The sequence below is a fragment of the Roseovarius marisflavi genome (assembly GCF_900142625.1).
Lineage (GTDB): Bacteria > Pseudomonadota > Alphaproteobacteria > Rhodobacterales > Rhodobacteraceae > Roseovarius > Roseovarius marisflavi.
The window spans coordinates 1-26,762 of record NZ_FRBN01000019.1; the positions used below are offsets into that span (position 1 = coordinate 1).

25 protein-coding genes are annotated in these 26,762 nt (G+C 62.0%); 9 read left to right on the forward strand and 16 right to left on the reverse strand.

What is annotated here, in order from left to right:
* From BUB78_RS14710 to rpsL, 4 genes are all read right to left on the reverse strand, one after another.
* On the reverse strand, window positions 1-164 hold a 164-nt coding region (locus BUB78_RS14710; RefSeq protein WP_245813515.1), incomplete at its 3' end, for a GTP-binding protein.
* Between the two features lie 83 nt (window positions 165-247).
* Window positions 248-2,371: an elongation factor G gene (gene fusA, locus BUB78_RS14715; RefSeq protein ID WP_073199274.1), complete on the reverse strand. Its 2,124-nt coding sequence runs from the start codon at window positions 2,369-2,371 to the stop codon at window positions 248-250.
* Window positions 2,372-2,391: 20 nt separating this feature from the next.
* Window positions 2,392-2,862 carry a 30S ribosomal protein S7 gene (gene rpsG / locus BUB78_RS14720; RefSeq protein WP_073199276.1) on the reverse strand — a complete coding sequence of 157 codons (471 nt, stop codon included), beginning with the start codon at window positions 2,860-2,862 and terminating at the stop codon, window positions 2,392-2,394.
* Between the two features lie 12 nt (window positions 2,863-2,874).
* The gene (rpsL, locus tag BUB78_RS14725; protein WP_008281863.1) at window positions 2,875-3,246 is read right to left on the reverse strand and encodes a 30S ribosomal protein S12; all 372 of its coding nucleotides are present in this window, start codon (window positions 3,244-3,246) and stop codon (window positions 2,875-2,877) included.
* Window positions 3,247-3,588: 342 nt separating this feature from the next.
* Between rpsL and BUB78_RS14730 the strand changes: the two genes are divergently transcribed.
* Window positions 3,589-4,407: a glycosyltransferase gene (locus BUB78_RS14730; protein ID WP_073199278.1), complete on the forward strand. Its 819-nt coding sequence runs from the start codon at window positions 3,589-3,591 to the stop codon at window positions 4,405-4,407.
* Here the strand turns inward: BUB78_RS14730 and BUB78_RS14735 are convergent.
* The 4 genes from BUB78_RS14735 to BUB78_RS14750 all read right to left on the reverse strand — a co-directional run bounded on the left by BUB78_RS14735 (window position 4,346) and on the right by BUB78_RS14750 (window position 9,113).
* Window positions 4,346-5,266, reverse strand: a complete 921-nt coding sequence (locus tag BUB78_RS14735) for a DMT family transporter (RefSeq protein WP_073199280.1) — start codon at window positions 5,264-5,266, stop codon at window positions 4,346-4,348. The two genes, BUB78_RS14730 and BUB78_RS14735, sit on opposite strands and share 62 nt — an antisense overlap.
* A gap of 89 nt (window positions 5,267-5,355) precedes the next feature.
* A complete protein-coding gene (locus tag BUB78_RS14740; protein ID WP_073199282.1) occupies window positions 5,356-6,135 on the reverse strand; it encodes an inositol monophosphatase family protein in 780 nt (259 codons plus the stop codon).
* On the reverse strand, window positions 6,122-7,468 hold the full coding sequence (locus BUB78_RS14745; RefSeq protein WP_073199283.1) for a TldD/PmbA family protein: 1,347 nt from the start codon (window positions 7,466-7,468) through the stop codon (window positions 6,122-6,124). Before BUB78_RS14745 ends, BUB78_RS14740 begins: the two co-directional genes overlap by 14 nt.
* A 118-nt stretch (window positions 7,469-7,586) precedes the next feature.
* On the reverse strand, window positions 7,587-9,113 hold the full coding sequence (locus tag BUB78_RS14750; RefSeq protein WP_084732887.1) for a DUF2125 domain-containing protein: 1,527 nt from the start codon (window positions 9,111-9,113) through the stop codon (window positions 7,587-7,589).
* A 128-nt stretch (window positions 9,114-9,241) separates the two neighbouring features.
* On the opposite strand from BUB78_RS14750, the gene BUB78_RS14755 reads away from it, so the two are divergent.
* The gene (locus tag BUB78_RS14755) at window positions 9,242-9,991 is read left to right on the forward strand and encodes an SDR family oxidoreductase (RefSeq protein WP_073199285.1); all 750 of its coding nucleotides are present in this window, start codon (window positions 9,242-9,244) and stop codon (window positions 9,989-9,991) included.
* Window positions 9,988-10,620: an enoyl-CoA hydratase/isomerase family protein gene (locus tag BUB78_RS14760; RefSeq protein ID WP_073199288.1), complete on the forward strand. Its 633-nt coding sequence runs from the start codon at window positions 9,988-9,990 to the stop codon at window positions 10,618-10,620. Before BUB78_RS14755 ends, BUB78_RS14760 begins: the two co-directional genes overlap by 4 nt.
* A 76-nt stretch (window positions 10,621-10,696) precedes the next feature.
* On the opposite strand, the gene BUB78_RS14765 is transcribed toward BUB78_RS14760, so the two are convergent.
* Window positions 10,697-10,996 (reverse strand): HNH endonuclease, encoded by a 300-nt coding sequence (locus tag BUB78_RS14765; protein ID WP_073199290.1) that lies wholly within the window; start codon window positions 10,994-10,996, stop codon window positions 10,697-10,699.
* Window positions 10,997-11,064: 68 nt separating this feature from the next.
* Between BUB78_RS14765 and BUB78_RS14770 the strand changes: the two genes are divergently transcribed.
* Together BUB78_RS14770 and BUB78_RS14775 are read left to right on the forward strand one after the other, a co-directional pair.
* Complete coding sequence (locus BUB78_RS14770) at window positions 11,065-12,381, forward strand: mechanosensitive ion channel family protein (protein WP_073199292.1); 1,317 nt, start codon at window positions 11,065-11,067, stop codon at window positions 12,379-12,381.
* Entirely contained in the window at window positions 12,378-13,550 is a 1,173-nt protein-coding gene (locus BUB78_RS14775; RefSeq protein WP_073199294.1) for a TIGR03862 family flavoprotein, read from the forward strand. Before BUB78_RS14770 ends, BUB78_RS14775 begins: the two co-directional genes overlap by 4 nt.
* On the opposite strand, the gene BUB78_RS14780 is transcribed toward BUB78_RS14775, so the two are convergent.
* From BUB78_RS14780 to leuS, 4 genes are all read right to left on the reverse strand, one after another.
* The gene (locus tag BUB78_RS14780) at window positions 13,526-14,113 is read right to left on the reverse strand and encodes a glutathione S-transferase family protein (RefSeq protein ID WP_073199296.1); all 588 of its coding nucleotides are present in this window, start codon (window positions 14,111-14,113) and stop codon (window positions 13,526-13,528) included. The genes BUB78_RS14775 and BUB78_RS14780 overlap by 25 nt on opposite strands.
* A gap of 70 nt (window positions 14,114-14,183) precedes the next feature.
* Complete coding sequence (gene holA / locus BUB78_RS14785; RefSeq protein WP_073199298.1) at window positions 14,184-15,212, reverse strand: DNA polymerase III subunit delta; 1,029 nt, start codon at window positions 15,210-15,212, stop codon at window positions 14,184-14,186.
* Window positions 15,209-15,700 (reverse strand): LPS assembly lipoprotein LptE, encoded by a 492-nt coding sequence (gene lptE / locus BUB78_RS14790; RefSeq protein WP_073199301.1) that lies wholly within the window; start codon window positions 15,698-15,700, stop codon window positions 15,209-15,211. The genes holA and lptE overlap by 4 nt, the downstream gene beginning before the upstream one ends.
* Window positions 15,687-18,248 carry a leucine--tRNA ligase gene (gene leuS, locus BUB78_RS14795; protein ID WP_073199303.1) on the reverse strand — a complete coding sequence of 854 codons (2,562 nt, stop codon included), beginning with the start codon at window positions 18,246-18,248 and terminating at the stop codon, window positions 15,687-15,689. Before leuS ends, lptE begins: the two co-directional genes overlap by 14 nt.
* A gap of 152 nt (window positions 18,249-18,400) precedes the next feature.
* Between leuS and BUB78_RS14800 the strand changes: the two genes are divergently transcribed.
* Window positions 18,401-19,645 (forward strand): glycosyltransferase, encoded by a 1,245-nt coding sequence (locus BUB78_RS14800; RefSeq protein WP_073199304.1) that lies wholly within the window; start codon window positions 18,401-18,403, stop codon window positions 19,643-19,645.
* Window positions 19,646-19,705: 60 nt separating this feature from the next.
* Here the strand turns inward: BUB78_RS14800 and BUB78_RS14805 are convergent, their stop codons facing one another.
* Window positions 19,706-20,185, reverse strand: a complete 480-nt coding sequence (locus BUB78_RS14805; RefSeq protein ID WP_073199306.1) for a DUF3576 domain-containing protein — start codon at window positions 20,183-20,185, stop codon at window positions 19,706-19,708.
* Between the two features lie 143 nt (window positions 20,186-20,328).
* Between BUB78_RS14805 and BUB78_RS14810 the strand changes: the two genes are divergently transcribed.
* Window positions 20,329-20,982, forward strand: a complete 654-nt coding sequence (locus BUB78_RS14810) for a YggS family pyridoxal phosphate-dependent enzyme (RefSeq protein ID WP_073199309.1) — start codon at window positions 20,329-20,331, stop codon at window positions 20,980-20,982.
* Here BUB78_RS14810 and BUB78_RS14815 read toward each other — a convergent pair.
* Window positions 20,979-21,476 carry a L,D-transpeptidase family protein gene (locus BUB78_RS14815; protein WP_073199311.1) on the reverse strand — a complete coding sequence of 166 codons (498 nt, stop codon included), beginning with the start codon at window positions 21,474-21,476 and terminating at the stop codon, window positions 20,979-20,981. The two genes, BUB78_RS14810 and BUB78_RS14815, sit on opposite strands and share 4 nt — an antisense overlap.
* 187 nt (window positions 21,477-21,663) lie before the next feature.
* On the opposite strand from BUB78_RS14815, the gene BUB78_RS14820 reads away from it, so the two are divergent.
* Window positions 21,664-24,558 carry a type I secretion protein gene (locus tag BUB78_RS14820; protein WP_073199313.1) on the forward strand — a complete coding sequence of 965 codons (2,895 nt, stop codon included), beginning with the start codon at window positions 21,664-21,666 and terminating at the stop codon, window positions 24,556-24,558.
* Here the strand turns inward: BUB78_RS14820 and epsE are convergent.
* Entirely contained in the window at window positions 24,542-25,777 is a 1,236-nt protein-coding gene (gene epsE, locus BUB78_RS14825) for an exopolysaccharide biosynthesis GT4 family glycosyltransferase EpsE (RefSeq protein ID WP_073199315.1), read from the reverse strand. The two genes, BUB78_RS14820 and epsE, sit on opposite strands and share 17 nt — an antisense overlap.
* Before the next feature lie 99 nt (window positions 25,778-25,876).
* Between epsE and BUB78_RS14830 the strand changes: the two genes are divergently transcribed.
* The gene (locus BUB78_RS14830; protein ID WP_073199317.1) at window positions 25,877-26,719 is read left to right on the forward strand and encodes a glycosyltransferase family 2 protein; all 843 of its coding nucleotides are present in this window, start codon (window positions 25,877-25,879) and stop codon (window positions 26,717-26,719) included.
* Window positions 26,720-26,762: the final 43 nt, after the last annotated feature.

Below are 26,762 nucleotides of genomic sequence, written 5' to 3' on the forward strand. Positions count from 1 at the left end.
CCGCGTGCCTTTTCTTCGGGCGCGCCGTCGATCTGATCATAGGCTTTGAAATCGCCGAAGTATTTCGTGATCGCAGCCGTCAACGTCGTCTTGCCATGGTCAACGTGACCAATGGTGCCGATGTTTACGTGCGGTTTTGAGCGGTCAAACTTTGCCTTAGCCATGGTGGCCTCCTTGATTGTCGTGTGCGGTGCGTGACCTCACGCACCCTACGGGGTTGGTAGGGTGGGCCAGTGGCCCACCGCAGTTATGCGTATTTCGCTTGGATTTCTTCCGAGATGTTGTGCGGGACCGGATCGTAATGCGAGAATTGCATTGTGAACTGGGCACGCCCCGAAGACATCGAGCGCAGCGTGTTGATGTAGCCAAACATGTTGGCCAGCGGAACCTTCGCATCAATCGCGATGGCATTGCCGCGCTGTTCCTGGCCAGACACCTGACCACGACGCGAGGTCAAATCGCCAATGACGTTGCCGGTGTATTCTTCCGGTGTCACGACTTCGACCTTCATGATCGGCTCAAGCAGCTTGGCGCCAGCTTTGCGCAGACCTTCACGCATGCCCATGCGGCCAGCGATCTCGAATGCCATGACGCTGGAGTCAACATCGTGGAACTTACCGTCGATCAGGGCGACCTTGAAGTCGATGACCGGGAAGCCGGCAAGCGGGCCGCTGTCCATCACCGAACGGATACCTTTTTCGACGCCCGGAATGTATTCCTTGGGCACGGCACCGCCGACGATGCGGCTCTCGAACGAGAAGCCTTCACCCGGCTCTGTCGGCGAGATGATAAGCTTGATCTCAGCGAACTGACCCGAACCACCCGACTGTTTCTTGTGGGTGTAGCTGTGCTCGACTTCGTGGCCGATCGTCTCACGGTAGGCCACCTGAGGCGCACCGATGTTGGCGTCGACTTTGAATTCGCGGCGCAGACGGTCCACCAGGATATCGAGGTGAAGTTCGCCCATGCCCTTCATGATGGTCTGACCGGATTCGATGTCAGTTTCCACGCGGAAGGACGGATCCTCGGCGGCAAGACGCGCCAGACCGGTCGACATTTTTTCCTGGTCACCTTTGGTCTTCGGCTCGACCGCGATTTCGATAACCGGATCGGGGAAGGTCATGGTTTCCAGAACAACCGGCTCTTTGGGATCGCAAAGCGTGTCACCAGTCGTGGTATCCTTGAGACCCGCAAGCGCGATGATGTCGCCAGCAAAGGCTTCTTCAATCTCTTCGCGGTTGATCGAGTGCATCATCATCATACGACCGATACGCTCTTTCTTGCCTTTGGTGGCGTTCAGAAGCGTGTCGCCCTTTTTCATCATACCCGAGTAGATACGTGTGAAGGTCAGGGTGCCAACGAAGGGGTCGTTCATGATTTTGAACGCAAGACCCGAGAACGGCATGCTATCATCCGCGCGGCGCGGGATGTTGCGTGTCTCGGTCTCGTCGTCAGGCGCAAAGCCCATGTAATCGACAACGTCCAGCGGGCTGGGCAGATAGTCAATGACAGCGTTCAAAAGCGGCTGAACACCTTTGTTCTTAAAGGCAGAACCACACAGAACCGGGATAAAGGCGATTGCCAGCGTACCCTTGCGGATCAGGCTGCGCAGGGTGGCTTCATCAGGCTCTTCGCCTTCAAGATAGGCCTCCATCGCGGCATCGTCCATCTCGACGGCGATCTCGATCATGTTGGCGCGCCATTCGTCAGCCTGATCCTTCAGGCTGTCGCGGATCGGTTTCTTGACCCAGCTCGCGCCAAGATCTTCACCTTCCCAGACCCACTCTTGCATGGTGACGAGGTCAACCATGCCTTCCAGCTCGTTCTCGGACCCGATCGGAATCTGGATCGGGCAGGGAATCGCGCCAGTGCGATCCTTGATCATCTTCACACAGTTGAAGAAGTCGGCACCAATCTTGTCCATCTTGTTGACGAAAACAATGCGCGGAACTTTATACCGGTCGGCCTGACGCCAAACGGTTTCTGTCTGCGGCTCAACACCTGCGTTGGCGTCAAGCACGGCAACCGCGCCATCAAGAACCGCAAGCGAACGCTCGACCTCAATGGTGAAGTCAACGTGGCCGGGGGTGTCGATGATGTTCATCCGGTATTTCGTGTCGGATGTCGCCTCGGGTGTGGGCTCTTCCTGGCGCTGCCAGAAAGTGGTGGTCGCAGCCGAGGTGATCGTGATCCCGCGTTCCTGCTCCTGCTCCATCCAGTCCATGGTGGCCGCACCATCGTGCACCTCACCAATGTTGTGGGATTTGCCGGTATAAAACAGGATCCGTTCCGAGCAGGTCGTTTTGCCTGCGTCGATATGGGCCATGATGCCGAAGTTGCGATAGCGTTCGAGCGGATAATCGCGTGCCATGATGAATTGCCTCTAGAGGTTTACCAGCGGTAATGGCTGAAGGCTTTGTTCGCCTCGGCCATCTTATGAGTGTCTTCGCGCTTTTTAACGGCCGAACCACGGCTCTGAACGGCATCCAGCAATTCGCCGGCAAGACGCTCTTCCATCGTGTGTTCGTTGCGGCCACGCGATGCGTTGATCAACCAACGGATCGCCAGGGCTTCACGACGCTCGGGGCGCACTTCGACCGGCACCTGATAGGTGGCACCACCTACACGGCGCGAACGAACTTCGACCGAGGGCTGGATGTTTTCGAGTGCTTCGTGGAACACTTCGACCGGTGCGCGCTTGATCTTGGATTCGACCCGATCAAGGGCGTTGTACACGATTTTCTCGGCGGCGGACTTTTTGCCGTCGATCATCAGGTTATTCATGAACTTTGTCAGAACCCGATCGCCATATTTGGCATCGGGCAGAACTTCGCGTTTTTCTGCTGCGTGACGGCGTGACATCTTTTAATCCTCTTATTTCGGACGCTTGGCGCCGTATTTGGAACGGCGCTGTTTACGATCCTTGACGCCCTGGGTATCCAGAACACCGCGCAGGATGTGGTAACGCACACCGGGAAGGTCTTTCACACGGCCGCCACGGATCAGGACAACAGAGTGCTCCTGAAGGTTGTGGCTCTCACCGGGAATATAGGAAATGACCTCGAAGCCATTAGTCAGGCGCACTTTGGCAACCTTCCGCATGGCCGAGTTCGGTTTCTTCGGCGTCGTGGTATAGACGCGTGTACAAACGCCACGTTTCTGAGGGCAACCCTGCAGGTGCTGTGACTTTGTGGTTCTGACTTTTGGCTGCCGCGGCTTGCGGATCAGCTGTTGGATCGTTGGCATTCCGGTTCTTTCCCCGTCTCTCAACACATGTGTCTGCACGCTCACACGTGCGGTTAATCAAATACATATCGCGCGTCCGCAATACGCAAAGACCGCTATCGCACCCGGTAAATTTGGGTCCGACGCGGTGGGTTTCCAGAGGATCGGGGCATAGGCCCGGATCTTGACCACTTCAGTTCTGATATCGGCGACGGGGCGACCCCCAGTGCCGGGATGGGGCGCGTATATGGGGAGTCGCGGAGCTTGTCAACAGCCCGCGCCGCCCTTGCGCCAAAGCCCTGCGGGTGCGATGTATCTGACACGAGAGCGGCGAACAAGCGCCGCCAGCTGGAGCGTTTCAAGATGCGAGTGATCGGGATTTGCCGGTTTTCCTATCCTGCCGTTGGCGGGTTCAAGCGAATGCATGACACGGTCGAGGATCGTGAGGCCTATTTATATGCCCCGGAGCGGATGGAATTGCGGTTTCGCCACTTTGAAACCCTGACCCTGCCGTCGATTGCCGCCCAGAAGCGCAAGGATTTCACTTTTCTTGTGCTGATCGGTGAAAGCCTGCCGAGACCTTACCGCGACCGCCTCTATGATCTGACGGCGGGGATCGAACAGATCAAGATCGTCGAAAGCGTGCCGATGCGGCACCGCCTGGCGATGCAACTCGCGATCAAGGAAGAGCTTGGCGACGACAAAAGCGAATCAATCCAGTTCCGGCTGGATGACGATGATGCCGTCGGCGTTAACTTTATCCGAAGCCTGCGTTGGTTCGTCAAACACAGCGCCGCGATGCGCAAGAGATGGCGCTATATGGCGATTGAGTTCAATCACGGCTTCTCGGTAAAGCTCTCGGATCAGGGGATCATGGCCGAGGATGTGCTAACTCCGTTCTGGGCCTGCGGTCTTGCGGTGCTGTTTCGTCCGGGCGATCCGCGCACGGTGATGAATTTCGCCCATCACAAGCTGCATCACAACATGGTCACGATGATCAATCCAACGCCCTATATGTATCTGCGCTCCAAGCATGACGATAATGATTCCGCCGCCAATTATCACCCCGGCCCGATGCATCCGCTGACCGACAAGCAGCGCGCCATTTTCAAGGCGCAGTTCAACGTGGACGAGGACCAAGTGAAAGCCGTCTTTTCTGCTCCGCCCGTGCACGTCGGCTGACCTGCATTTCGCGGTAAAGCGTGAACAGCCCGCTGGCCACCACGATGCCCGCGCCGACAAGGGTGATGGTCTGCGGCCAGTCGCCAAACACCAGCCAGCCAAGCGCAAGCGCCCAGATCAGGCTTGTATAGCGGAACGGCGCGATGAAGCCGATCTCGCCCACCCGCATCACCATGATCGAAAACAGATAACCGCCGATGATCATCACCGCCGCGCCGCCGATCACAAGCGCAGCGCGCGCATCCACCGGCGCCCAGGGCTCCGACAGGCTGGCGAGGCCGAAAAAGGTCATGATGAACACAGAGGTGATCAAGGTCACGGTCATCGAGGGCACGTCGCGCGACAGCCGCCGCGTGGCCATGTCGCGCAGGGTGACGAACGACACAGCCGCCAGACCATAGACCGAATAGACATTGAACCCCTCGGTGCCCGGCCGCACGATAAGCATCACCCCGACAAACCCCACCATGATCGCCAGCATCCGACGCCAGCCCACCGGCTCGCGGAAAAAGAGGGCAGCGGCAAGGGTAATGGTCAGCGGCAGCGCCTGCATGATCGCGCTGATATTGGCGATCGGCATGTTGAACAGCGCGGTGACAAAGAAATAGGCAGAGCCGATTTCGCCCACCATGCGGAAAAACACCGGCCCCCAATCGGCGCGCGGCAAGCGCCGCCCGAGAACCCCCATGCGCCAGGCGATGATGGCCACCGCGATTGTGGTCACCACCCCGCGCATGAACATAACCTGAAACAGTGGGATTTCCCCGGCCAGCGTCTTGATCAGCGCATCGTTGAAGGTGAACGCCGCCATCGACGCCATCATCAGCAACGCGCCTGTTATGTTGTCCGAGCGGGCCATTTTTGCCTGTTGTCTGATTAGCTAGGGGCGCATTGGACCCGGATCAGGGGGCGATGCAAGCAGAATTCCGCAAGACTGCTCGCGCGCGTCTACTTGGCCAGAGCGCCATGAAGCGCAAGGTGCAGCGCCGGGTTGGCGGCCACCACGCCATTTACCTGCGGCACGGGATTGTTGAAGATCAGTCTCCCGGCGCGGCGGTCCGAGGTCTGCGCGCCCGCCTCGCGCAGGATAAGATCACCGGCGGCAATGTCCCATTCCCAACTTGGCCGCAGCGTGAGCATCGCATCAAAGCGCCCCTCGGCCACAAGGCTAAGGCGATAGGCCAGCGAGGGGCGATAGGCGCGCTTGACCTCTGGCACGATACCACCCTGCCAATGCTCGGGCGCATAATTGGGTTTCGCAGCCAGAATCGAGGCCCCGGCGAGGTCGGCCCGCCCGGCCGAACGGATCGGCTCGCCGTTCAGGAATGCCCCCTGCCCCGCCGCCGCAGAATAAAGCTTGTCGCGCAGCGGCAGATAGATGACGGCGGCCACCACCACGCCTTTTTCGGCCACCGCAAGCGCATGCGCCCAGGTGTCAGAGCCCTCGATAAAGCTTCGGGTGCCGTCGATCGGATCGACAATGAACACCCGGTCATGGCCAAGGCGCGCCGCGCCATCCTCGGACTCTTCAGAGAGCCAGCCATAACCGGGCCGCGCCGCGCGCAGGCTCTCTGCCAGCATCGCATTCACGGCCAGATCGGCCTTGGTCACCGGGCCGGTGCCATCGGGCTTTTCCCAGGGATCAATCGGCCCCTTGGCATGGCGCGTCGCGATGCGCCCCGCCTCCTGGGCGGCCTCAATCAAAAGGCTCAGATCAGGTGCCGGCAAGCGTCAGCCCCTCGACCAGAATAGAGGGCACAACGCGGCTCAGATGGGTGCGCGCATCGTTGCCGGGGATCATCGCCTTGAGCATCTCTGGCAGGCTTCCGGCGATGGTGCATTCGTTCACCGCATAGGTGATCTCGCCATTTTCCACCCAGAACCCCGCCGCGCCGCGCGAATAATCCCCGGTATTGGCGTTGATCGTCGAGCCGATCATCGAGGTCACCAAAAGCCCGGTGCCCATCTCTGCGATAAGGTCATCACGGCTCTGGCTGCCCTGGGTCAGGGCGATATTCCACGTGCCCGGCGAGGGCGGCGCCGATGTGCCGCGCACCGCGTTGCCGGTTGATTGCATGCCAAGCTTGCGCGCATTCGCAAGATCAAGCGTCCAGCCCATCAACACACCGTTTTCGACAATCGCACGGCGGCGCGTCGGCAGCCCCTCGGCGTCAAACGGGCGCGAACCGCCGATGCGCGGGCGGTGCGGGTCCTCAATAATCGACAGGCCCTCGGGCAGGACAACCTCGCCGAGCTTGTCACGCAGCCAGGACGAGCCGCGCGCCACCGACGCACCATTGACCGCCGCCAGAAGGTGGCCGATCAGGGTCCCGGAAATACGCTCGTCAAACAGCACCGGATAGCTTCCGGTGGGCGGCTTGCGCGCGCCAAGGCGTTCGACCGCGCGCTCGCCTGCGATCCGGCCAATTTCGGCTGGGTCGCGCAGGTCGGCGGCGAAAACCCGGCTGTCACCATCATAATCGCGTTCCATTCCGGCACCGCTGTCGGCAATCGCCACACAGGACACGCCGGTATCGGTGCGCTTATAGCCGCCGGAAAACCCGTTGCTGGCCGCAATATGCATCGCCCGCCCGCTATAGGCGGCACTGGCGGATTGCACCTGTGTCACGCCACTTACGCCAAGCGCCGCCGCCTCGGCCTCTTGTGCCATCTGCGCAAGGGCATCGGGCGCGGGTTCACCCGCCGGATCACAAAGTTGCAGCGCCGAGACATCCCAGTCGCGGATAAGCTGATCCGGGTCGGCAAGCCCGACATTGGGATCCTCAGGCGCCTCATGCGCCATGGCAACGGCCCGCTCGGCCAGGGTGCTGATCGTCTCGGGCCGGGTATCCGAGGCCGACACATTGGCCTGTCGCCCGCCGATCAGCACGCGCAATCCGATCTCGACACCTTCGGCGCGCTCGGCCTGTTCAAGGGCGCCGCCGCGCATGTCGATCGTGACGGAACTGCCCCGGACCGCGATGGCATCCGCCGCCCCGGCACCGGCCTTGAGGGCGGCGTCAATCAGGGCCTGGGTCAGATCATTCAGCGCTTGGGACATGGCACTCTCCTTGTTGCGGCTCAGAGGTAGACCGCGCCGCCCGGTCGCGCAAGGGTTGGGCCTGTGAAAAGGCCGCAAGCAATGCCTGCGGCCCAATCCCCGTGCAAGGCTGGCGTGGTTACCTCAGCCGCTGACCATTGGCCAGAACATGGCCCTGATCATTGACCTCGATCCTGGAATTTAGCGTATCCTCGCCCTCGCCGACAACGGCGAACATGCCCACCATCATGCGCGCGACCATGGCCTGATCCTGCGGCACAAACCCCATGGCGATGAGCCGGTCCAACAGGCCGTTGCCGCCCACCAGTTTCAGATCAACGGCCCCTTCGGGGGCCGGGACGCCGTCAAAGCTTGTCAGGTCGGAATTATCAAAGGTGAACGCGCCATCCCCGGTCAGGGTGGCCCCCGCCGCCGCGACCGTCAGGCTATTGAGGCTGAGCGATTCAAGCTCGCCCGGGGTATCGCCGCTGGTGCCGAGGTCTTCCATCTGTTCGGGATCCATAAGATCGACAAAAAGCCGCCCCTTGCCGGTCAAATCAAAGGCAATTGTCGCCGGATCGCGCGGCAATTGGCCCGCCGGATCAAACAGCGACCAGATCATGTCGGAGAGGGTGAAATCGCCAAATTCCATCGCGATAGCAAAATCCTGGGTCTCTTCGCCCTGCGCCACCGGCATTTGCATGCGAAAACCGCTGCGCGCCATGCCGAAGGTCACCGGGAACGGCAATTCATTGCCCGTGACGGCGATGCTGATGTCGCGCCCCTCGGCTTCATACTCAAGACCGTCAGGACCAAAGACCGATCTAAGGCCACCACCCGCAGAGGTGCTTGTGCCCTCAAGCGTATCGCCATCCCCCTCGATTCGGTAGGCGACACTGGCGTCTTCATAGGTCATGCCGCTGTCAAAGCGAAACCCGGCCTCAAGGCTTGCCACCATGTCAGAGTTGTCGATCATTGGCGGCAGGCTGACATCACCATCAAAGGCCGCAGCTGCGATTGCGCCGGTCATCGCCAGGTGGCCTCCCTCGGTCGGGTCGGTGAAATCCAGCTTATAGGTCACCGGGCCTGCTGTCATTTTCTGGCGGACATCACGGATCCCGCCTGCGTCAACGCTCTGGCTGCTGCCTTTGACATTCGCCAGGGCAATGCTGGCCGCGCCAATGTCAACCGCTTCGCCATCGACATCCAACGCGTTCAGGCCAAGCGATATCTCTTTGGCGCCATAGGCGTATTGCATCGCATCCGGGGTGCCCGAGACCGTCATGACCAAACCACTCTGCGCAATTTCCATAGTGGCCGTCGCGGTCTTGCCCGGTTCGACCTCGGTGATAAGGGCCATCGGGGTGGTGGCGGGCAGAACGACCGACACCGTGCCATCGGCGTTTTCGATCAGCTCCATCCGGTTCATGCGCAGGGTGGCAAATCCGGAGGTATCAGGCACGGTGACCGTCATCGCGATATTGCTGATGGCAAGGGTATTGCCCGACTGTTGCTCGTCACCGGTGACCTCATAGCCAAAGGTGGTGAGATAAGCCTTCCAGTCCTGCCAGACCTGATCAGCCGTGACATCAGCCAGCGCCGCACTGCCCGAAAGCGCGACGGAAACCAGCGTCGCCGAGGCGATGAGAGAGTGGGAAGCGGCCATGATGACACCTTTCAAATTCAAATTCGGCCATAGCTTCGGCTGTCGGGCCGGGCGGGTCAAGTGGCGATCTGGCTGGAACTTGGACCGGGTGCGGATTAGGTTGGGCGCAGACAAAGGAAGGGAAGACCATGAGCATGCAGGGTAAATGCGTTCTGATCACCGGCGCCAGCAAGGGAATCGGCGCCGCCACTGCGCGGGTTTTCGCCGCCGCCGGAGCCAATGTCGCGCTCGTGGCGCGCAATGGCGATGCGATAGCCGAGATTGCCGGTGAAATCGGCACGCGGGCCATCGCCATCCCCTGCGACGTCAGCCGCTATTGGGAGGTCGAGGCAGCCGTCGCGGCCTGTCACACCGCCTTTGGTCGGCTTGACGTGCTGATCGGCAATGCCGGGGTGATTGATCCGATCACCTCACTCAGCACCGCCGACCCCGATAGCTGGGGCCATGCCATCGACGTCAACCTCAAGGGGGTTTTCAACGGCATGCGCGCCGCCCTGCCCGGCATGCTGGCACAAGGCTCGGGCACGATCATCACCATAAGTTCCGGGGCCGCCCATAACGCGCTTGACGGCTGGAGCGCCTATTGCGCCTCCAAGGCGGGGGCGGCGATGCTGACCCAAAGCGCTGATCTGGAGAACCGCGATAAGGGTATCCGGGTGATGGGCCTTTCGCCGGGCACGGTGGCAACCGATATGCAGCGCGAGATCAAGAAAAGCGGTGTCAATGCCGTGAGCCAGCTTGACTGGTCCGACCACATCCCGCCCGAGTGGCCTGCGAAGGCGCTTTTATGGATGTGCTCGGCGGCGGCAGATGACTTTGCCGGCCAGGAAATCTCGCTGCGCGACGAGGATATTCGCAAGCGCGCGGGCCTGACATGAGCGGCTCTGATCTTGTCACGCTTACCCGCGACGGCGGGCTCTGGACCGCAACGCTGAACCGGCCCGACAAGGCCAACGCCCTGACCGAGCCGATGCTGACAGAGCTGGCCGATATCGCCGAGGCTGCGCAAGATGCACGGGTTTTTGTGCTGACCGGCGCGGGCAAGGTGTTTTCCGCCGGGGCAGATCTTGCAGCCGCGCGTGCCGGTCTTGCCACAAGTCCCGAGTGGGAGCGCCTGTCAGGCGCGATTGCCAAGCTGCCGGGGCTAAGTATCGCCGCGCTCAACGGCACGGTCGCGGGGGGCGCGATGGGCATGGTTCTGGCCTGTGACATACGCATCGCGGTCGAGGGCGCAGGGGCGTTTTATCCGGTGATGAAGCTCGGGTTTTTGCCGCAACCCAGTGACCCCGCGCGCCTTGCCGCGCTGATCGGGCCCGCACGGGCGCGCATGATCCTTTTGGCGGGCGCGAAGATAAAGACCGATGAGGCGCTTGGCTGGGGCCTGTTCGACCGAGTCGTGACGCGCGACGGCCTGATCGGGGCAGTGCATGAACTGGCGGAGGATGCGCTTGCCGCCAGTCCCGATCATGCGGCCGCGATCAAACGTCTTTGCCTCGGCGCGCACTGACAGAGCGGGCTGGCGGTCATTTTCTTTGAAAGAAAATGGATCAGAAAATTCGTCTAATTTTCTGGGCTCTGCGTGGCTAGCGCTTGCGCCGCCTGCCCGGTGTTTTCGAGTGGAAATCGGGCGGCCGCTTTGCCACCCAGGCAATGAATTTTGCAAGACGCGGATGCGCACGCAGCGCAGTGATCGTGCTAAAGTCGCGCGCCAGCTCGGCCTCGGTCAGCGTGGCATGGATTTCGTTGTGGCAGATCTGGTGCAACAAGATGGTGGCACCGCCCTTGCAGCCCTTAAGTTTCGGCACAAGGTGATGCAGGCTTTGCCGCGTGCCCGGCAGAATGCCCCGGCCACAAAGCGGGCAGATTGGTAATTCTGACGCTATGACTTGATCCTTTCACCCACTGCGGGCAAGAGGATGGCGCGCAGTGGTTAAAAGACAAGAGGTATGTGATGGACGGGCAACCAGAAATTATCACCCAGGCGATGGGTTATGCCCTTCAGGGGTGGGAGATGGCGCAGGCCTGGCTGCTGAGCCCCGCCGCTTGGTCGCAATTCGCGCTTTTGGTTGCCGCCTATCTTTTGGCCGTGCTGATCAGTCGCCGCCTTGTCCCCAGCCTGACCCGGTTTTTGACACCTCCCGCAGGGCAGGAGAACGTCATCGCCTCGGCGCGGCGCTTTGTGCTGATATTCCTACCGCTTTTGATGCCCTTGCTGGCCTATGGCCTGACTGGAATTGGCGAGGGCGTGACCCGTTCGATCTTTGGCTCGGGCGAGGTGATCGCCCTTGGCAAGCGGCTGTTCCTGTTTTTGGCAGCGCGCCTTTTCGTCCGGGAGATTCTGACCGACCCGTTCCTGCGCATGTTGGGGCGGTTCGTTCTGATGCCGGTTGCCGCTCTTTATCTTTTCGGCCTGCTTGACGTTGCCAATGCAAAGCTTGCGGCGATTTCGGTCAACCTTGGCAACATCAGCTTTTCGGTCCTCGCGCTGATCCGCGGGGCGGTTTCGGGCGCGCTTTTGTTCTGGCTTGGCCGCTGGTCGCACACGCAATCCGAGGATTACATCAAGCGCCAGGAAGAGCTGCGCCCCGCCACGCGGGAACTGGCGATGAAGGCCAGCCAGATCGTGATTTTCGGTGCCGCGTTCCTCTTGCTGATGTCGATCATGGGCATCGACCTGACGGCCATCGCCGTCTTGGGCGGCGCGCTTGGTGTTGGTATCGGGCTTGGCCTGCAACAGATCGCAGCGAATTTCGTCTCGGGTGTCATCCTGTTGCTCGAGGGGCAGACCACCGTCGGCGATTACGTGGTACTGGACAATGGCGAGGAGGGCACGATTTTCAAAATGACCGCCCGCGCCGCCATTCTAGAAACTATCGATGGGCGCTGGATCGTGGTGCCCAACGAGGATTTCATCACCAGCCGGGTGGTCAACTATTCCGATGCCGGCAAGCGCCACCGCTATGAGGCGGCGTTTTCCGTCAGCTACGAGACAGATATCAACCTGATCCCCGAGATGGTCGAGGCCGCCGTACGCAAGCTGCCCTTTATCCTGCAAGACCCCGACGGTCCGGAATGCGAGCTTAAGGCCTTCGCCGATAGCGGCGTGGAATTCAGCGTCGAATATTGGGTCGAAGGGATCGAGGATCTGACTCAGAAATACCGCTCTGGCGTGCTTTTTGCGATCTGGAACGTGCTCAAGGCCAACAGTATCGAAATCCCTTATCCGCAACGCGTCGTGCATCACAAAGGGGTGAACCCGCTGTCATGACAGGGGCGCTTGTCATCGGGGCCGGGCCTGCGGGGCTCATCGCGGCGGACGTGCTGGCGCGCGCGGGGCACCGGGTTGTGGTCACGGAGGCCAAACCATCGGTCGGGCGCAAATTTCTGATGGCGGGTAAATCCGGGTTGAACCTGACCAAGGTGGAAAGTGCCGACAGCTTTCTTGCCGCTTACGGCGCGGCCGCCCCGCACTTGCGCCCGATGCTGGCCGAGTTTGGGCCGGACGCGGTGCAGGCCTGGGCGCGTGGCCTTGGCCAGGATCTCTTTACCGGCACCACGGGGCGGGTATTCCCGCGCGTGATGAAGGCCTCGCCGCTGTTGCGCGCCTGGCTCAAGCACCTGCGCGAAGTGGGGGTCGACATCCGCACCCGCTGGTCCTGGCAGGGCTGGGATGAGGGCGCCGTTTTCGACACGCCTGAGGGGGTGCAACGACTTACGCCCGACGTGACGGTTCTGGCCTGTGGCGGCGCAAGCTGGGCGCGGCTTGGATCGAGCGGGGCCTGGGCCAGGCAAATGAACCCCGAGGATATCGAGGCGTTCAAACCGGCGAATGTCGGTGCCCGGGTCGAGTGGTCCGCGCATATGAAACGTCATTTCGGACAGCCCGTCAAAGGCGTTGCACTTGGGGCCGGGCCGCTTCACTCACGTGGCGAATTTATCATCTCAGCAAGCGGGATTGAGGGCGGCGGGGTGTATGAGGTCAGTGCCGCGCTGCGCGAGGGCGCGCCGCTTGTGCTTGATCTTCTACCCAACATGACAGAGGCGCAGATCGCCGATAAGCTGAATAAGGTCAGAGGCCGCGACAGCCTGCAAAACCGGCTGCGCAAGGCGCTGAAGCTTGATCCGGTGAAACAGGCGCTGTTGATGGAATTTGGCCACCCCCTGCCCGATGATCCCGCACAACTTTTGAAAGCATTGCCCCTTCGCCTTGCCGGGATGCGCCCGATGGACGAGGCGATTTCAACCGCCGGGGGGCTGCGGTTCGAGGCTTTGGATCGAGGCTTGATGATCCGCCATCGCCCCGGCGTTTTTGCCGCCGGAGAGATGCTTGACTGGGAGGCGCCGACAGGCGGCTATCTGTTGACCGCCTGCCTTGCGACCGGGCGTTGGGCCGGGCGCCACGCCGCCGCCTATCAGGGCAGTGCCGCCGCTTTCTGAAAGGCCGGACGCTCCATGATGGTCGCCGCATAGGCATTCAGCTTGTCACCGGCATCCGGGAAACCCGCCTTTTTGGCCCAGCCCATGCAATGAACCAAGAGCATGTCCGGAATGGTCATTTCTTCGCCCTTCAGGAACGGCCCGTCAAGCGCATCGGACAGGCGCGCGATATTGCGGGCATATTCCCATTTCAGTGACTCCTTGACCTCGGGCACGCGCTGCTCTTCGGGCAAGACAAAGCTGTGGCGCGCGGCGGTCCAGAGAACGCCGTCGATGTCATCCAGAATCTGGTGGGTGAAGGCATCCTGACGGGCGCGCGCAACGGTGCCCGGCGCATTGGTCAGCGCGCGATGCTTGTCGGCCAGAAAGGTCATGATCGCGGCGGAATCGGTCAGCACCGCATCACCATCCCGCAGCGCCGGGATCTTGCCCGACGGGTTGGCGGCAAGCGCCTCGGGCGAGCGGGGCGCGGCCGGGATGTGGTTATAGTCCTGGCCAAGTTCTTCTAGCATCCAAAGCACGCGAAAGGCGCGGCTGGCGCGGGTGCCGATGACGTCATACATACGAAATTTCCCTGTTGTGAGTGATTGGCACAGCTTCACCTAAAGGGAAGGCAGGTGCAATGCCTAGCGGTTAGCGCATTGCCGCGAGCATCGCCAGACGGATCAGGGCGCGCTCGACAAGGGCCATGCCCGGCGCGCGTTGCCCGGCCGAGCGCAATTGTAGGTCGGTATCGGTGAGGATCGTCAGCGCCTGTTCAAGCTTGGGCGCGCCCCAGCCCTGTGCCTGGCGCAGCATGCGATCACGGCGCGGGCCAAAGATCGGCGGGCGCATGCGGCCGATGCCCTGTGCCGCGCCACCGGGATCAGAAGCCGCCGTATAGAGCGCGCGAAAATGCCGGGTGGCGCCGATGCAAAGCGTCACCGGCTGGGTGCCCTGCGCCTTGAGGCGCCGCATCACCGGGCCGATTTCGGGCGAGCGGCCTTCAGCCACGATATTGAGCACATCATCAAGATCGGCCTCGGTCGAGGCAGGCGCGCAGGCAGTGATGTCATCCGCCGTCACCGGGGTGTCATCGTCGATCTTGTAGAGCGCAAGCTTTTCCATGGTCTGGCGGAAATCACCGGGGTCAAGATCCTGCGCAAGCGCCGTCAGATCGGTCATCGCGCCAGAGCCGACATTGCTCAACCCGACCTTGGCCAGGGACGCCTCGATATCCGCGCGCGAGGGCGGATCGTCGTAAATCCCGACGGCATAGGCGTTGGGGTGGCCCTCGAACGCCTTGCGCAATTTCGATGTCGCCTTGAGCTGGTTGGCGCTCACGATGATCTGGGCGTCGCCCTCTGCCCAATCGGCAAGGGCGGCAAGAATCGGGGCTGAAAGCACCTCGGTCGCCTCTTCGACAAAGGCGACGCGCGGGCCGGGGAAAAACCCCTGCGCCTTGATCGCATCAAGCAACAGGGCCGGATCTTTGCGCAGATCACCCGCCGACATGCGGGTCAGGCGCATTTCCTCTTCGCCGGTGGGGCCGATCAGGGCGGCAATCACCTCTTGCCGTTTGAGGGCAATGCGCATGGCATCGGGGCCATAGATCAACAGGCCGGCGCGCCCCGGTTCGGGCCGCGAGAAATACCGCGGCGCATCACGGGGCGAAAGTTTCATTGCGCCGGGGTTGGCGCGGCGGCCAGAAGGCGGGTGCTTATCTGTTCGCTCAGAATGTTCATCAGGCGCGTTTCGGCGTCGCGTTCGGCGGCCAGCGTGGCAACCGGCGTGCCCGAGGCGGAATAGCTTGTAAAGCTGTCAACCTTGCCCGAGGTCACCACCGCGCCGGTTTCAAGATCGCGCAGGGCATAGGTCACGTTGCCCAGAACATTAAACCGGGTGGCCACGTTGCTGGCGCTGATCGCGCTCGAATCCTGCCGGATATCAATGCCATAGCTAAGCCCAAAGCGCCCCGCAGAGGTTCGCCCAAAACGCTCTTCAAGCGCGCGGGTCAGAAGATACCCTGCGCGGGTGTTGGGCGCGTCAATCTCGATCTGCCCCCGAAGGGCACTGCCCGCCCCGCCCGGCGCATAGGCCGGGGTAAACCCGCAGGCTCCAAGGGCAGCGGCCCCCAGCAAAAGCAGATGGCGGCGGTTAAATGACAACATTCACGATCCGTCCGGGGACGACGATGACCTTCTTGGGCTGGGCCCCATCCAGCGCCTTGACCACAGCATCATGGGCCAGCGCGATTTTTTCAACCTCAGACTTCGGCATATCATGCGGAACGCTGATTTCTGCGCGCCGCTTGCCGTTGATCTGAATCGGCAGGGTCACGTTTTCATCGACCAGCATCGCCGGGTCGGCCACAGGCCAGGGCGCGGTGGCGACAAGCCCGGTGCCGCCCAGCATCGCCCAGATATCTTCGGACAGGTGCGGCGTCATCGGCGACATAAGCTGTGCCAGGGTCAGGGTGGCCTTGGTCTTGGCCGCCTTGCCCGCATTTGAGCGCGCCAGCGTGTTGGTGAAGGCGTAAAGCCGGGCGATTGCCGCGTTGAAGCCAAAGGATTCGACGCCCTTGGTGACCTCGTCCACGGCCTTGTGCATCTCGCGCAGAAGGGCCTCGTCGGCCTCTGGCGTGGCCGCCTCGGAGGCATTGGCGATCTCGGAGGCGATACGCCAGACGCGGGCAAGGTGCTTGGAGGCCGCCTCGGCGCCAGAGGCGGTCCATTCCACATCACGCTCGGGGGGGCTGTCGCTCAACACGAACCAGCGCGCTGTATCGGCGCCATAGGCCGAGATGATGCTGGCCGGATCGACCACGTTCTTCTTGGATTTCGACATTTTCGCCGACGGGATGATCTCGACCGGGGTGCCATCGGCCAGTTTGCCGTCGCTGACCTCTTCGGGCAGGTGATAGACCGGGCGATCACTGGCATCGCGGGTCTGATAGATTTCATGCGTGACCATGCCTTGGGTGAACAGCGCATTGAAAGGCTCGATTGCCTTTTTCGGCAAATGCCCGGTGATGTGCATCGCGCGGGCAAAGAAGCGCGAATAAAGCAGGTGCAAAATAGCGTGCTCGATGCCGCCGATATATTGATCGACGTTCATCCAGTATTCGGCCTCGGCCATGTCGGTGGGCGTCGCGGCATGCGGCGCCGTGAAGCGGGCGTAATACCACGAGCTATCGACAAAGGTATCCATCGTGTCGGTTTCGCGGGTCGCGGGCGCGCCGCAGGCGGGGCAGGTGCAATCGCGCCATGTGGGATGGCGGTCAAGCGGATTGCCGGGAACCGAGAAATCAATCGGCGTGCCATCCTCATCGTAGGGCAATTGGACGGGAAGGTTTTCCTTGGCCTCGGGCACCACGCCGCAGGCCTCGCAATGCACCACCGGAATCGGACAGCCCCAATAGCGTTGCCGCGACAGGCCCCAATCGCGCAGGCGGAACTTGGTCACGCCCTGCCCGACGCCATTGGCTTCGCAGAACTCGATCGCGGCACTCACCGCCGCTTCGCCGGTCTGCTCCTCGTCGCCCGCAAAGCCGCGCACAAAGCGGGTTTTCTCGGATTTCGCGGGCACAAAGGCCTCGCTCAGCGGCTCGGCACCTCCGTCAAGCGGCTCAAACACCGGGATGATCGGCAGCTCGTACTTGGTGGCAAACTCAAAGTCGCGCTGATCATGCGCCGGACAGCCGAAAATCGCGCCGGTGCCATAGTCCATCAGGATGAAATTGGCGATATAGACCGGCAATTCACAGGATGTGTCGAACGGGTGGCGCGCGCGCAGGCCAGTGTCAAAGCCCATCTTTTCGGCCTTTTCGATGGCCTCGGCGGTGGTGCCGCCTTTGCGGGCCTCAACGCAAAAGGTGGCCACATCCTCGCGGTCGCGTTCAAGCGTCTTGGCAAGCGGATGATCCGGCGAAATGCCCACGAAAGACGCGCCCATCAAGGTGTCGGGACGGGTGGTATAAACCTCAACCCGGTCATGCCCGTCAAATCCGTCGACAAGACCAAAGGCAAACTGAAGCCCGCGCGATTTGCCGATCCAGTTTTCCTGCATCAGGCGCACCTTGGCGGGCCAGTTTTCAAGCCCGTCCAGCGCCTCAAGAAGCTCTTCGGCCATATCGGAAATGCGGAAGAACCACTGCGTCAGCTCGCGGCGCTCCACCTCGGCACCAGAACGCCAGCCCTTGCCGTCAATCACCTGCTCATTGGCCAGAACGGTCATATCGACCGGATCCCAGTTGACCACGGCATTCTTGCGATAGACCAGACCCTCGGCGAGCATATCGAGAAAGAGCGCCTGTTGCTGGCCGTAATATTCCGGATCGCAGGTCGCGAATTCGCGGCTCCAGTCGATGCTGAGGCCAAGCGGCTTCATCTGGGCGCGCATGTCGGCGATGTTCTGATAGGTCCAGTCCTTGGGATGCCCGCCAATCGCCATCGCGGCGTTTTCGGCCGGCATGCCGAACGCGTCCCAGCCCATGGGGTGCAGCACGTTATGCCCGGTCGCGATCTTGTAGCGCGCCACGACATCGCCCATCGTATAGTTGCGCACATGGCCCATATGGATGCGCCCCGAGGGATAGGGGAACATTTCCAGCACATAGTATTTTGGCTTGCCGCCCTCGCGGGCGGCCTTGAAAATACCGGCCTGATCCCAGGCCTGTTGCCATTTCGCTTCGATTTCAGCGGCTGAATAGCGCGACATGGACGGCGCCCCTTATCTGTGATGACGGTGTTGGGGCGGTGATAGGGCCTCGCTGCACGCGGGTCCAGTGGGTAGGGCCAAAAATGCAGGGCTTTGCAGCACGCAGTGGCAGTATTATAAGCCCACAAGTGACAGAGGCAGCGGCAATTTACATGAAAATCCTTTTCATCCATCAGAATTTCCCCGGACAATACAAGCATCTGGCCCCGCTTTTGGCGCGGCAGGGGCATAAATGCGTGGCCTTGACCCTGCGGGTGAAAGAGGCGACCAACTGGCAAGGGGTGCGGGTTCTGCCCTATGCCCTGCCGGAGCGGGACGGTCAAAAGCTTCATCCTTGGCTGGTTGATCTCGATACCAAGATCACGCGCGGCGAGGCCTGTTATCGCGCGGCCTGCAAGATACGCGATGCGGGATTCGAGCCGGATCTTATCCTGGCGCATCCCGGTTGGGGCGAATCGATGTTTCTGCGCGATGTCTGGCCAAAGGCGCGCATGGGCCTGTACTGCGAGCTTTATCACCACGCAGGCTTTCCGCATCTGAATTTCGACCCGGAATTCGCCAGCAAATCCCCCGAGGTCGAGCCGCTGCGCATTCGGATGAAGAACCTCAACAACCATCTGCATTTCGAGTTTGCCCATGCCGGGATAAGCCCGACGGCGTTTCAGGCCGATACATTTCCCGCGCCCTTCCGCGAGCGCATCACCCTGAGCCACGATGGCATCAACACGGTTCAGGCCCGTCCTGCCCCGGATGTGCGCCTTACCATCGAAGGGCAATGCGACGTCACCCGCAAGGACGAGGTGATCACCTTCGTGAACCGCAACCTGGAACCTTACCGCGGCTATCACATCTTCATGCGCGCCCTGCCCCGGCTTTTGCGCGAACGCCCGAATGCGACCGTGCTTGTCGTGGGCGGCGACGAGGTAAGCTATGGCGCGCGCGCGCCGATGGGGAAAACCTGGAAACAGATTTTCATCGACGAGGTGCGCGACCAGATTTCAGATGCCGATTGGGAAAGGGTCCGGTTCCTTGGGCGCATCCCCTATGATCAGTTCCTGCGCCTGATTCAGGTCACCCGCGTTCACGTCTATCTGACCTATCCGTTTGTTCTGAGCTGGAGCTTGCTTGAGGCGATGAGCTGTGGCGCGGCTATCGTGGCCGGCGATACCGCGCCGGTGCGCGAAGTGATCCGCGATGATGAAACCGGGCGGCTTGTCGATTTCTTTGACGGCGACGGCCTTGTCGATCAGGTCTGTGATCTGCTCGAGGACGATGCCGCGCGCAGGCGCCTGGGCGATACCGCCCGCAAGATGATCCGCGCGCAGTATGATCTTCAAACAATCTGCCTGCCCCGGCAAATCGACTGGGTCAAGGATGTGATGGATCAGCCGCTCTAGCCAAAACGGGGTGCAAAGCGCCGTGCCGAGGAGAACGCCCCGGCATGCATTTTGCCCAAATCAGAACTTCGCCGCGTTGATCCGCAACTGACGGGCCCGATTCAGGATCGCGTCCTCGACCGCGCGCTCGGTGGCGGCGCTGACTGGTCCACCGCGCGATTGTAACGCAACGTTCAGGGACCGCGCATCCAAGGCCGGATCACTGATCAACACTGTGGCACGATAGGCCTGACCGCCCCCCGGAGGGGTTCCATAGCCGGTCGAAATCAGACCGGTAAACGGATCAGCGGCCTCAACAGGCAGGAAATCGAGCACCTGAAGCGTCGCCGTCCAGAGAAAGCGGTTGACCTTGACCTCATCCTTGGCGCCCTTGAAGGCATCAAAAATCGAACCGCCAGCGCCACGCGCGTTGGACTCGCGCCCGCCCTTGACCGTCATCGCGTCAGGATCAAGTTTTGCATCCTGAAACCCGGCGCAACCGGCCAATAGCACAAGGCAGGCCACACTAAGGCCAGCGATATTCATACGGGGTTTGATCATGGCACCGTCCGACACTGTTTCTCTTCCCTACTATCCAAGCTGGGCCAGAGGGGCAAGGCGTTTGACAGGCCTGCATGCACTTGTGCCCGATCCGGCGGTTGTGGCATGGGTGAAACACCGCCACTTCTGAAAGGAAATGACCCATGGGCCTGAGCGAGATCAAAGAGCGCGTTCAAAAAGCCGAGGCAGAGGCCGGGCGTGCGCCCGGCAGCGTAACCCTGATCGCGGTGTCCAAGGTACAGCCCGATGCGCGCGTCGAGGCAGTGCTTGAAGAGGGTCACCGCACATTCGGCGAAAACCGCGTGCAGGAGGCGGCCGGCAAATGGCCCGGCTTTCGCGAGCGTTATGAGGGGATCGACCTGCATCTTATCGGCCCGCTTCAGACCAACAAGGCGCGTCAGGCTTTTGATCTGTTTCAGGCGATCCACTCGGTTGACCGCCCCAAACTGGCCCAGACCATCGCCCGGCTGGCTCAGGAAACCGGGCATTGCCCCGATCTCTTCCTTCAGGTCAACACCGGCGAAGAAGACCAGAAAGCCGGCGTTCTGCCGGGTGACACCGATGCCTTTGTGGCCGACTGCCGCGCGCTTGATTTGCCGGTCAAGGGCCTGATGTGCATCCCTCCCGTAGACGAAGAACCAAGCCTGCATTTCGCGCTTCTGGCAAAAATGGCGGCGCGCAACGGGCTTAGCGGTCTGTCGATGGGCATGAGCGGCGATTTCGAGCGTGCCATCGCCCTTGGCGCCACACATATCCGGGTCGGCAGCGCGATCTTCGGCGAACGCGACTACACCTAGCCCCTGACGATCAACCGCGTCCTTTCGGTGATCTGCCCGGCAATCCGGCGCAGGTGATCCGGGCGCAGCCCGATGCATCCCTCCGTCGGATAGCCGGGCCGCCGCCAGCGATGGATAAAGATGCAGGACCCCCGCCGCGGCACCGCCTCGGGCCAGTTCCAATCCGTGATCAGCACCAGATCATAAAGCGGGTCGCCCCGGCGCAGCGCCTCGTGACTATGAGGATAGGGCGCGCGCACCATCATGTTATAGTCTTCATGGCCCGCATCATCCGACCAAAGATCGCCGGGCCGGATCGGCACGGCCCAATCGGCGGGCCGCGCCATGCGATCAGGCCGGTACATCATGCCAACAATCCGGTGCACCCCGACTGGCGTCGCCCCGTCGCCCTCACGCTTGCGTGCCGATATCCCGCCCCGCCCGATGGTACAGGGATAACGGAGCCCGCGAAATCGCAGGCCTAGCGGGCTCAGGACAAGGTCATCAGGCGTCATCCATTCGTTGTGCCGCAAATCCCCGCACAGGGAAAGCCGCGACAGGTCTGTTTTTCGCAGCCTGATCTTTCATCTTTCCAAAAATACTCAACGCCACGCCCGGCCAAGAGCACTGGCGCCTGTGGCAAGGCGCGCCCACTGCGCCTATATTGCCCCGAGTGGGGGCTTTGCGGGACATCGGAACGATATGAACTGGATACGAATTTTCATCACCGGGCTTGCCATGCTGACGGCCACCCCGGCCCTGGCCGGGCGCGACAGCGTCAAAAGCTATATTTTCGGCAATAGTCTGATCAATCACCTGAGCGACAGCCCCGGCACGGCCGTGCCCTATTGGCTTGGCCAATTGGCGCGCGCGGATGGCAGATCTTTCGCGACGGCGGGTCAATGGGGCTTTCTGCGCGATTTTGCCGATCTGCCCCCCAAGCCGAACTGGTCCTTTCCCGGCGTCAAATCCGCCGGTGCGCCGCGCGCAGGCGCCGGGTTTGACACGGTGATGATCAACCCGGCGAATTTCATTCAATATCAGGCCCCCGATGCCGCCTTTGAGGGCGACAACCCCGACGCCCAAAGCCCGCTCTCCGCGACGCTCAAGGTGCTTGACTGGACCCAAGAGGCCTGGCCCGGCGCGCGCGTCATGATTTACGAGGGCTGGCCCGACATAGGTGGCTTTGCCCGCACGTTTCCGCCCTCCAGGCGCGGATTACGCCGCTGGCATGCCTATGCGACGGGCGACTACCGCAACTGGTATGACAGCTACCTCGCGGCGCTTGGCGCCGCGCGCCCGGGCGTGGATGTGACGCTCGTGCCGGTCTCGTCGATCCTGTCCGCCCTGCAAACCGGGCTTCTGGCGGATGTGCCCGTAGAGGCGCTTTTTACCGACAATGCGCCGCATGGCACCGACACGCTTTATTTCCTCGCCGCCCTCGTGACCTATGGCGCGTTTTACGAGGCCCCGGCGCCCAAGGGATTTGATCTGCCCGACACGCTGCACCCGCTGGTGCGCGAGAGGTATCCGCAGATCGTCGACGATATCTCAAAAGCCCTTGGGCTAGCCCCCGAGCAGGCAAATGCCGCTGCCGCGGGCCGGCAAACGGCAAGTACCGCCCTGCCCGGCATCGGGGTTCAGTCTCCAAGCCTCGGGATGGGCCTGAATGGTGTGTCGGACTGGTCAAGCCAGCACCCGTTTCTTGACGTGATGAAAACCGCGCGCCCCTGGATCGGCCATAGCACCGAGGACTGGGGCGCATTCACCACCGAGGCCCTGCGCGCGGGCGGCTATCTTGACGCCAACGGCTGGCCCCTTGCGATCCCTGAAGGTGCGCGCGCGCTTGAGGGCTTTATTCTGAGCGATCAACCGACCGGGGCAAGCCATCTCAATGGCCGCTATCTCTTGCGGTACGAGGGCGATGGTGTGATCCGGGTCACCGGGCGGGCCGATAATGTGCGCTATAACTATCGCCTCCGCGAGGTCCGCTTTGACGTGACGCCCGGTGATGGGCCGGTCGCACTCAGCCTGTTGAAAACCGATCCTGATGATCCGCTGCGCAACATCACGATCATACGCGAGGACCAACTGGCGCTGAGCGACCTTGGGGTGAACTTCAACCCGCTCTGGCTTGATCGTATCGACGATATGCGGGTGCTGCGGTTCATGGACTGGATGTTCACCAACGGCTCGGTTCAGACCACATGGGATGACCGGCCAACCCTGAACGATGCAAGCTATGTCTGGCGCGGCGTGCCGGTCGAGGTGATGGTGGCGCTTGCAAATGAGGTCGGCGCCGATCCGTGGTTCAACATGCCCCACGCCGCCGATGATGCCTATATGCGTGCCTTTGCCGGATATGTGCGCGATCACCTTGATCCCGACCTGCGCGCGCATGTGGAATATTCCAACGAGGTCTGGAATTTCATCTTTCCCCAGGCGGTCTGGGCGCGCGACGCCGCCGCCGACCTTTGGGGTGAAGAGGCGGGCGAGGATGGTTGGATTCAATTCACCGGCCTGCGCGGCGCGCAGATGTCGGCGATCTGGCGCGAGGTGTTTGGCGACGGGGCCAATACGCGCCTTGTCATGGTCGTGGCCACCCATACCGGCTGGCCCGGTCTGGAAGAGCCGCTGTTGCAGGCGCCTTTGGCGATTGCCGGGGGCCAATTGTCCCGCCCGCCCGCCGAAGGCTTTGATGCCTATGCCGTCACTGGCTATTTCGGTCATGATCTGGGCGGTGAGGACACGGTTGAAAGCGTGCTCTCGTGGATCGCGGCAAGTCGCGCAGTGGCCGAGGCCAAGACCGTCGAGATGGGGCTTACCGGCGTGGCGCGCGAGGCCTATCTTGACGCGCATGCAAGCGATCTTGCCTATGATCTGGCGGCGGCGAGCCTGCGGCAAGGATCGTTTCGCGAACTGACGCAAGAACTTTTGCCCTATCACGCCGATGTCGCCCGCCGCCATGATCTGCGCCTTGTGATGTACGAAGGCGGAAGCCATGTCACCGGCCATGGCACGGCAGTGGAAAACGAGGCGCTGACCCGGTTCTTTACCGCGTTCAATTACACCCCGCAGATGGGCGCGCTTTATGACGACCTGCTGGCGGGATGGTCAGAGGCCGGGGGCACCCTGTTCAACGCCTTTGTCGATGTCGCCGCCCCTTCGAAATGGGGAAGCTGGGGCGCGCTGCGCCATCTCAACGACACCAACCCGCGATGGGACGCCTTGATGCGCGCCAATAAAACCGCCCCCGAATGGGCCGAGCCGCGCACGCCGGATGCGTTTTTGCAGGGGATAACGCGGCAGGCAAGCGAGAGCGGCGTGACGCTGAATGGCACCGCCAAGGCCGATATCCTGTTGGGCGGCGCGGGGGATGATACCCTGCGCGGCCATGGCGGCAATGACCGTCTGCATGGCGGCGCGGGGCGCGATATTGCGGTTTTGACCGGCGCGCGCGCCGATTTCACAAGTCGGCGTGACGGCCCCCGCGTGATCCTGAAAGGGCCGGACAGCGAGGTCACGCTTGTCGCCATCGAAGCCGTGGAATTCACCGCAGAGCCGGGTGCAGAGCGCGCCCTTAACGATCTGATGTAATCGCGCGCCTCGCGCCCTTGATCAGGGTCTCGGCGCCAAGGGACGAGCGGAAATGATCCACCACCCGGCGCCGCCCCGCCTCTGACAAAGCCGCACAAAGCGCGGGATCACCCGCCAAAGCGGCAATCGCATCGGCCAGCATTTCCGGCTCTTTCGGGGGCACAAGCATGCCGTCCTTGCCGTGGGTGATAAGCTCTCGCACGCCGCCCGCATCGGTGCCGAGTGTAGGCACGCCACAGGCCATCGCCTCCATATAGGCAACGCCAAGCGGTTCGTGCCAGCTTGCCAGCACGAAAACATCCGCCGCCAAAAGATGGCGGCGCACCTCGGCGGCGCTTATCGCACCCAAAAGGCGCGCGTTCCGGCCAAGGCCAAGGCCGTCAAGATGCGCCTGAAGCGCCTGATGATAGCCCGCGCCGCCCGCGTCATCCTCGCCCGCGATATCAAGTTGCACGTCAATCCCGCGATCAAGCAGAACGCGCAGCGCGCTCAGCACATCCTGATGCCCCTTGACCACATTAAGCCGCCCGCAGGCAAAAAGCCGCAAGGGCGCGCCGGGTTTGGGCGGGATGTAGGGCGCGCTGCGTTTGAAATCTTGCGTATCGACTCCCATCGGCTGAATCATGACATCGCGCGGAAGGTCGGGACCAAGCACCGCCTCGGCCTCGGCCAGCAATTTGCGGGTGATGATCGTGGCAAAGCTGGCATGGCGCCACTTGAAGCCCTGACCGGGACCATAATCGGACATCGGCCCATGCAGGGTCAGGCTATAGTTCGGCCCGCCCATCCGCCGCGCAAGCGCGCAGATAAGCGCGGCGCGACCACAGGAATGGGCATGCACGTGACCAATCCCGCGCGCCCGGCACTCGGCCATCAAGCGGCGCGCGGCAGGCAGGCAAATCAGGGCATCGCGCAAGAACGCCTTGCCACCACCCTCGCCCAGAATATCGCCCCAGGGCGCGCGCAACAGGCCCGCAACCGCTGGCAAGGGCGCGATTTCCCCAAGATAGGTGGTGCGTGCCATCGCCTCTTTTGACCAGTCATGCGAGATCAGGCCCGTTGGCGGCGGGCGGGTGCTAAACAAAGTGGCCTCAACACCCAACCGCGCAAGATCGGCCAGCTCACGCCAGAAAAAGATATGCGTCTGGCCCGGAAACTGGGGCACGAGATAGCCAAGTTTCAGCGGCGCATCCTGTTTTGTCGGCGGGAATTCTGGCATCTGCTGTTTCGCTTTTGAAAGGTTTGCTAAATAGGGGCTTAGCACAGGACGCGCGGGCGCATAAGATTTGCGCAAGAAAGAATTGGAAACCCTCTGTTGATGGATCACGCCAAACCCGCGCTGAGCGTCATTATCCCCGCCCATAACGAGGCCGGGTTGATCGGGCCTTGCCTTGACGCGCTTTTGACCTCGGATTGGGCCGGGGGCGGACTCGAGGTGATCGTTGTGGCCAATGGCTGCACCGACACCACCGTGCCCGAGGCCGAAACGCGGCGCGCGCGCACAGAGGCGCGGGGCTGGCGCATGCAGATGCTTGATCTTGCTCAGGGAAGTAAGCCCGGCGCGCTTAACGCGGGCGAGCGGGCGGCGACGGGTCAGGTGCTTGCCTATCTTGATGCCGACGTAGAGGTGACACCGCCCCTGTTGGCCGAGATCGCACAGGCCCTGAGCGGCCCGGACCCGGCCCATGCCAGCGGGCGAGTGATCATTCCGCCGCCGCAAACCGCCTTTAGCCGCACCTATGCGCGGTTTTACCGACAGGTGCCGTTCTTTCATCATGGCGTGCCCGGTTGCGGGTTTTTCGCCATGAACCGCGCCGGGCGCGCGCGGTGGGGCGAGTGGCCCGGTATCATTTCGGATGATACATTTGCGCGGCTGAATTTCGCCCCGAATGAACGCATCGCGGTCAAAGCCGGGTATCGCTGGCCCCTCGTCGAGGGGTTTGGCGCGCTTGTCAAAGTGCGGCGCAGACAGGATCGCGGCGTCGCCGAGCTTGCCGAGGCCTATCCCGCGCTTTTGGCCAATGACGATACCCGCCCCTCGGGGCGTGACTGGATCATCGGCGCCGCGCGGCGCGCGCCGATGGCGTTTCTGGCCTATGTCACCGTCGCGCTTGCCGTGCGCACGGGCAAAGGCAGCGGCGAATGGACACGCGGGCGCTAATGCCCGGCGATTTCAATGGATTCGCCGCAGAACTGCCGTAATG

Excerpts from the sequence above, each read along its gene's own strand:
- rpsG (WP_073199276.1), bottom strand. The coding sequence starts at position 2,862 with ATGTCACGCCGTCACGCAGCAGAAAAACGCGAAGTTCTGCCCGATGCC.
- BUB78_RS14800 (WP_073199304.1), top strand. The coding sequence starts at position 18,401 with ATGAAAATCCTTTTCATCCATCAGAATTTCCCCGGACAATACAAGCAT.
- BUB78_RS14775 (WP_073199294.1), top strand. The coding sequence starts at position 12,378 with ATGACAGGGGCGCTTGTCATCGGGGCCGGGCCTGCGGGGCTCATCGCG.
- BUB78_RS14810 (WP_073199309.1), top strand. The coding sequence starts at position 20,329 with ATGGGCCTGAGCGAGATCAAAGAGCGCGTTCAAAAAGCCGAGGCAGAG.
- BUB78_RS14780 (WP_073199296.1), bottom strand. The coding sequence starts at position 14,113 with ATGTATGACGTCATCGGCACCCGCGCCAGCCGCGCCTTTCGCGTGCTT.
- BUB78_RS14750 (WP_084732887.1), bottom strand. The coding sequence starts at position 9,113 with ATGGCCGCTTCCCACTCTCTCATCGCCTCGGCGACGCTGGTTTCCGTC.
- BUB78_RS14755 (WP_073199285.1), top strand. The coding sequence starts at position 9,242 with ATGAGCATGCAGGGTAAATGCGTTCTGATCACCGGCGCCAGCAAGGGA.
- BUB78_RS14735 (WP_073199280.1), bottom strand. The coding sequence starts at position 5,266 with ATGGCCCGCTCGGACAACATAACAGGCGCGTTGCTGATGATGGCGTCG.
- BUB78_RS14730 (WP_073199278.1), top strand. The coding sequence starts at position 3,589 with ATGCGAGTGATCGGGATTTGCCGGTTTTCCTATCCTGCCGTTGGCGGG.
- BUB78_RS14815 (WP_073199311.1), bottom strand. The coding sequence starts at position 21,476 with ATGACGCCTGATGACCTTGTCCTGAGCCCGCTAGGCCTGCGATTTCGC.
- epsE (WP_073199315.1), bottom strand. The coding sequence starts at position 25,777 with ATGCCAGAATTCCCGCCGACAAAACAGGATGCGCCGCTGAAACTTGGC.
- fusA (WP_073199274.1), bottom strand. The coding sequence starts at position 2,371 with ATGGCACGCGATTATCCGCTCGAACGCTATCGCAACTTCGGCATCATG.
- holA (WP_073199298.1), bottom strand. The coding sequence starts at position 15,212 with ATGAAACTTTCGCCCCGTGATGCGCCGCGGTATTTCTCGCGGCCCGAA.
- leuS (WP_073199303.1), bottom strand. The coding sequence starts at position 18,248 with ATGTCGCGCTATTCAGCCGCTGAAATCGAAGCGAAATGGCAACAGGCC.
- BUB78_RS14820 (WP_073199313.1), top strand. The coding sequence starts at position 21,664 with ATGAACTGGATACGAATTTTCATCACCGGGCTTGCCATGCTGACGGCC.
- BUB78_RS14830 (WP_073199317.1), top strand. The coding sequence starts at position 25,877 with ATGGATCACGCCAAACCCGCGCTGAGCGTCATTATCCCCGCCCATAAC.
- BUB78_RS14745 (WP_073199283.1), bottom strand. The coding sequence starts at position 7,468 with ATGTCCCAAGCGCTGAATGATCTGACCCAGGCCCTGATTGACGCCGCC.
- BUB78_RS14770 (WP_073199292.1), top strand. The coding sequence starts at position 11,065 with ATGGACGGGCAACCAGAAATTATCACCCAGGCGATGGGTTATGCCCTT.
- BUB78_RS14760 (WP_073199288.1), top strand. The coding sequence starts at position 9,988 with ATGAGCGGCTCTGATCTTGTCACGCTTACCCGCGACGGCGGGCTCTGG.
- BUB78_RS14805 (WP_073199306.1), bottom strand. The coding sequence starts at position 20,185 with ATGATCAAACCCCGTATGAATATCGCTGGCCTTAGTGTGGCCTGCCTT.
- lptE (WP_073199301.1), bottom strand. The coding sequence starts at position 15,700 with ATGTTGTCATTTAACCGCCGCCATCTGCTTTTGCTGGGGGCCGCTGCC.
- rpsL (WP_008281863.1), bottom strand. The coding sequence starts at position 3,246 with ATGCCAACGATCCAACAGCTGATCCGCAAGCCGCGGCAGCCAAAAGTC.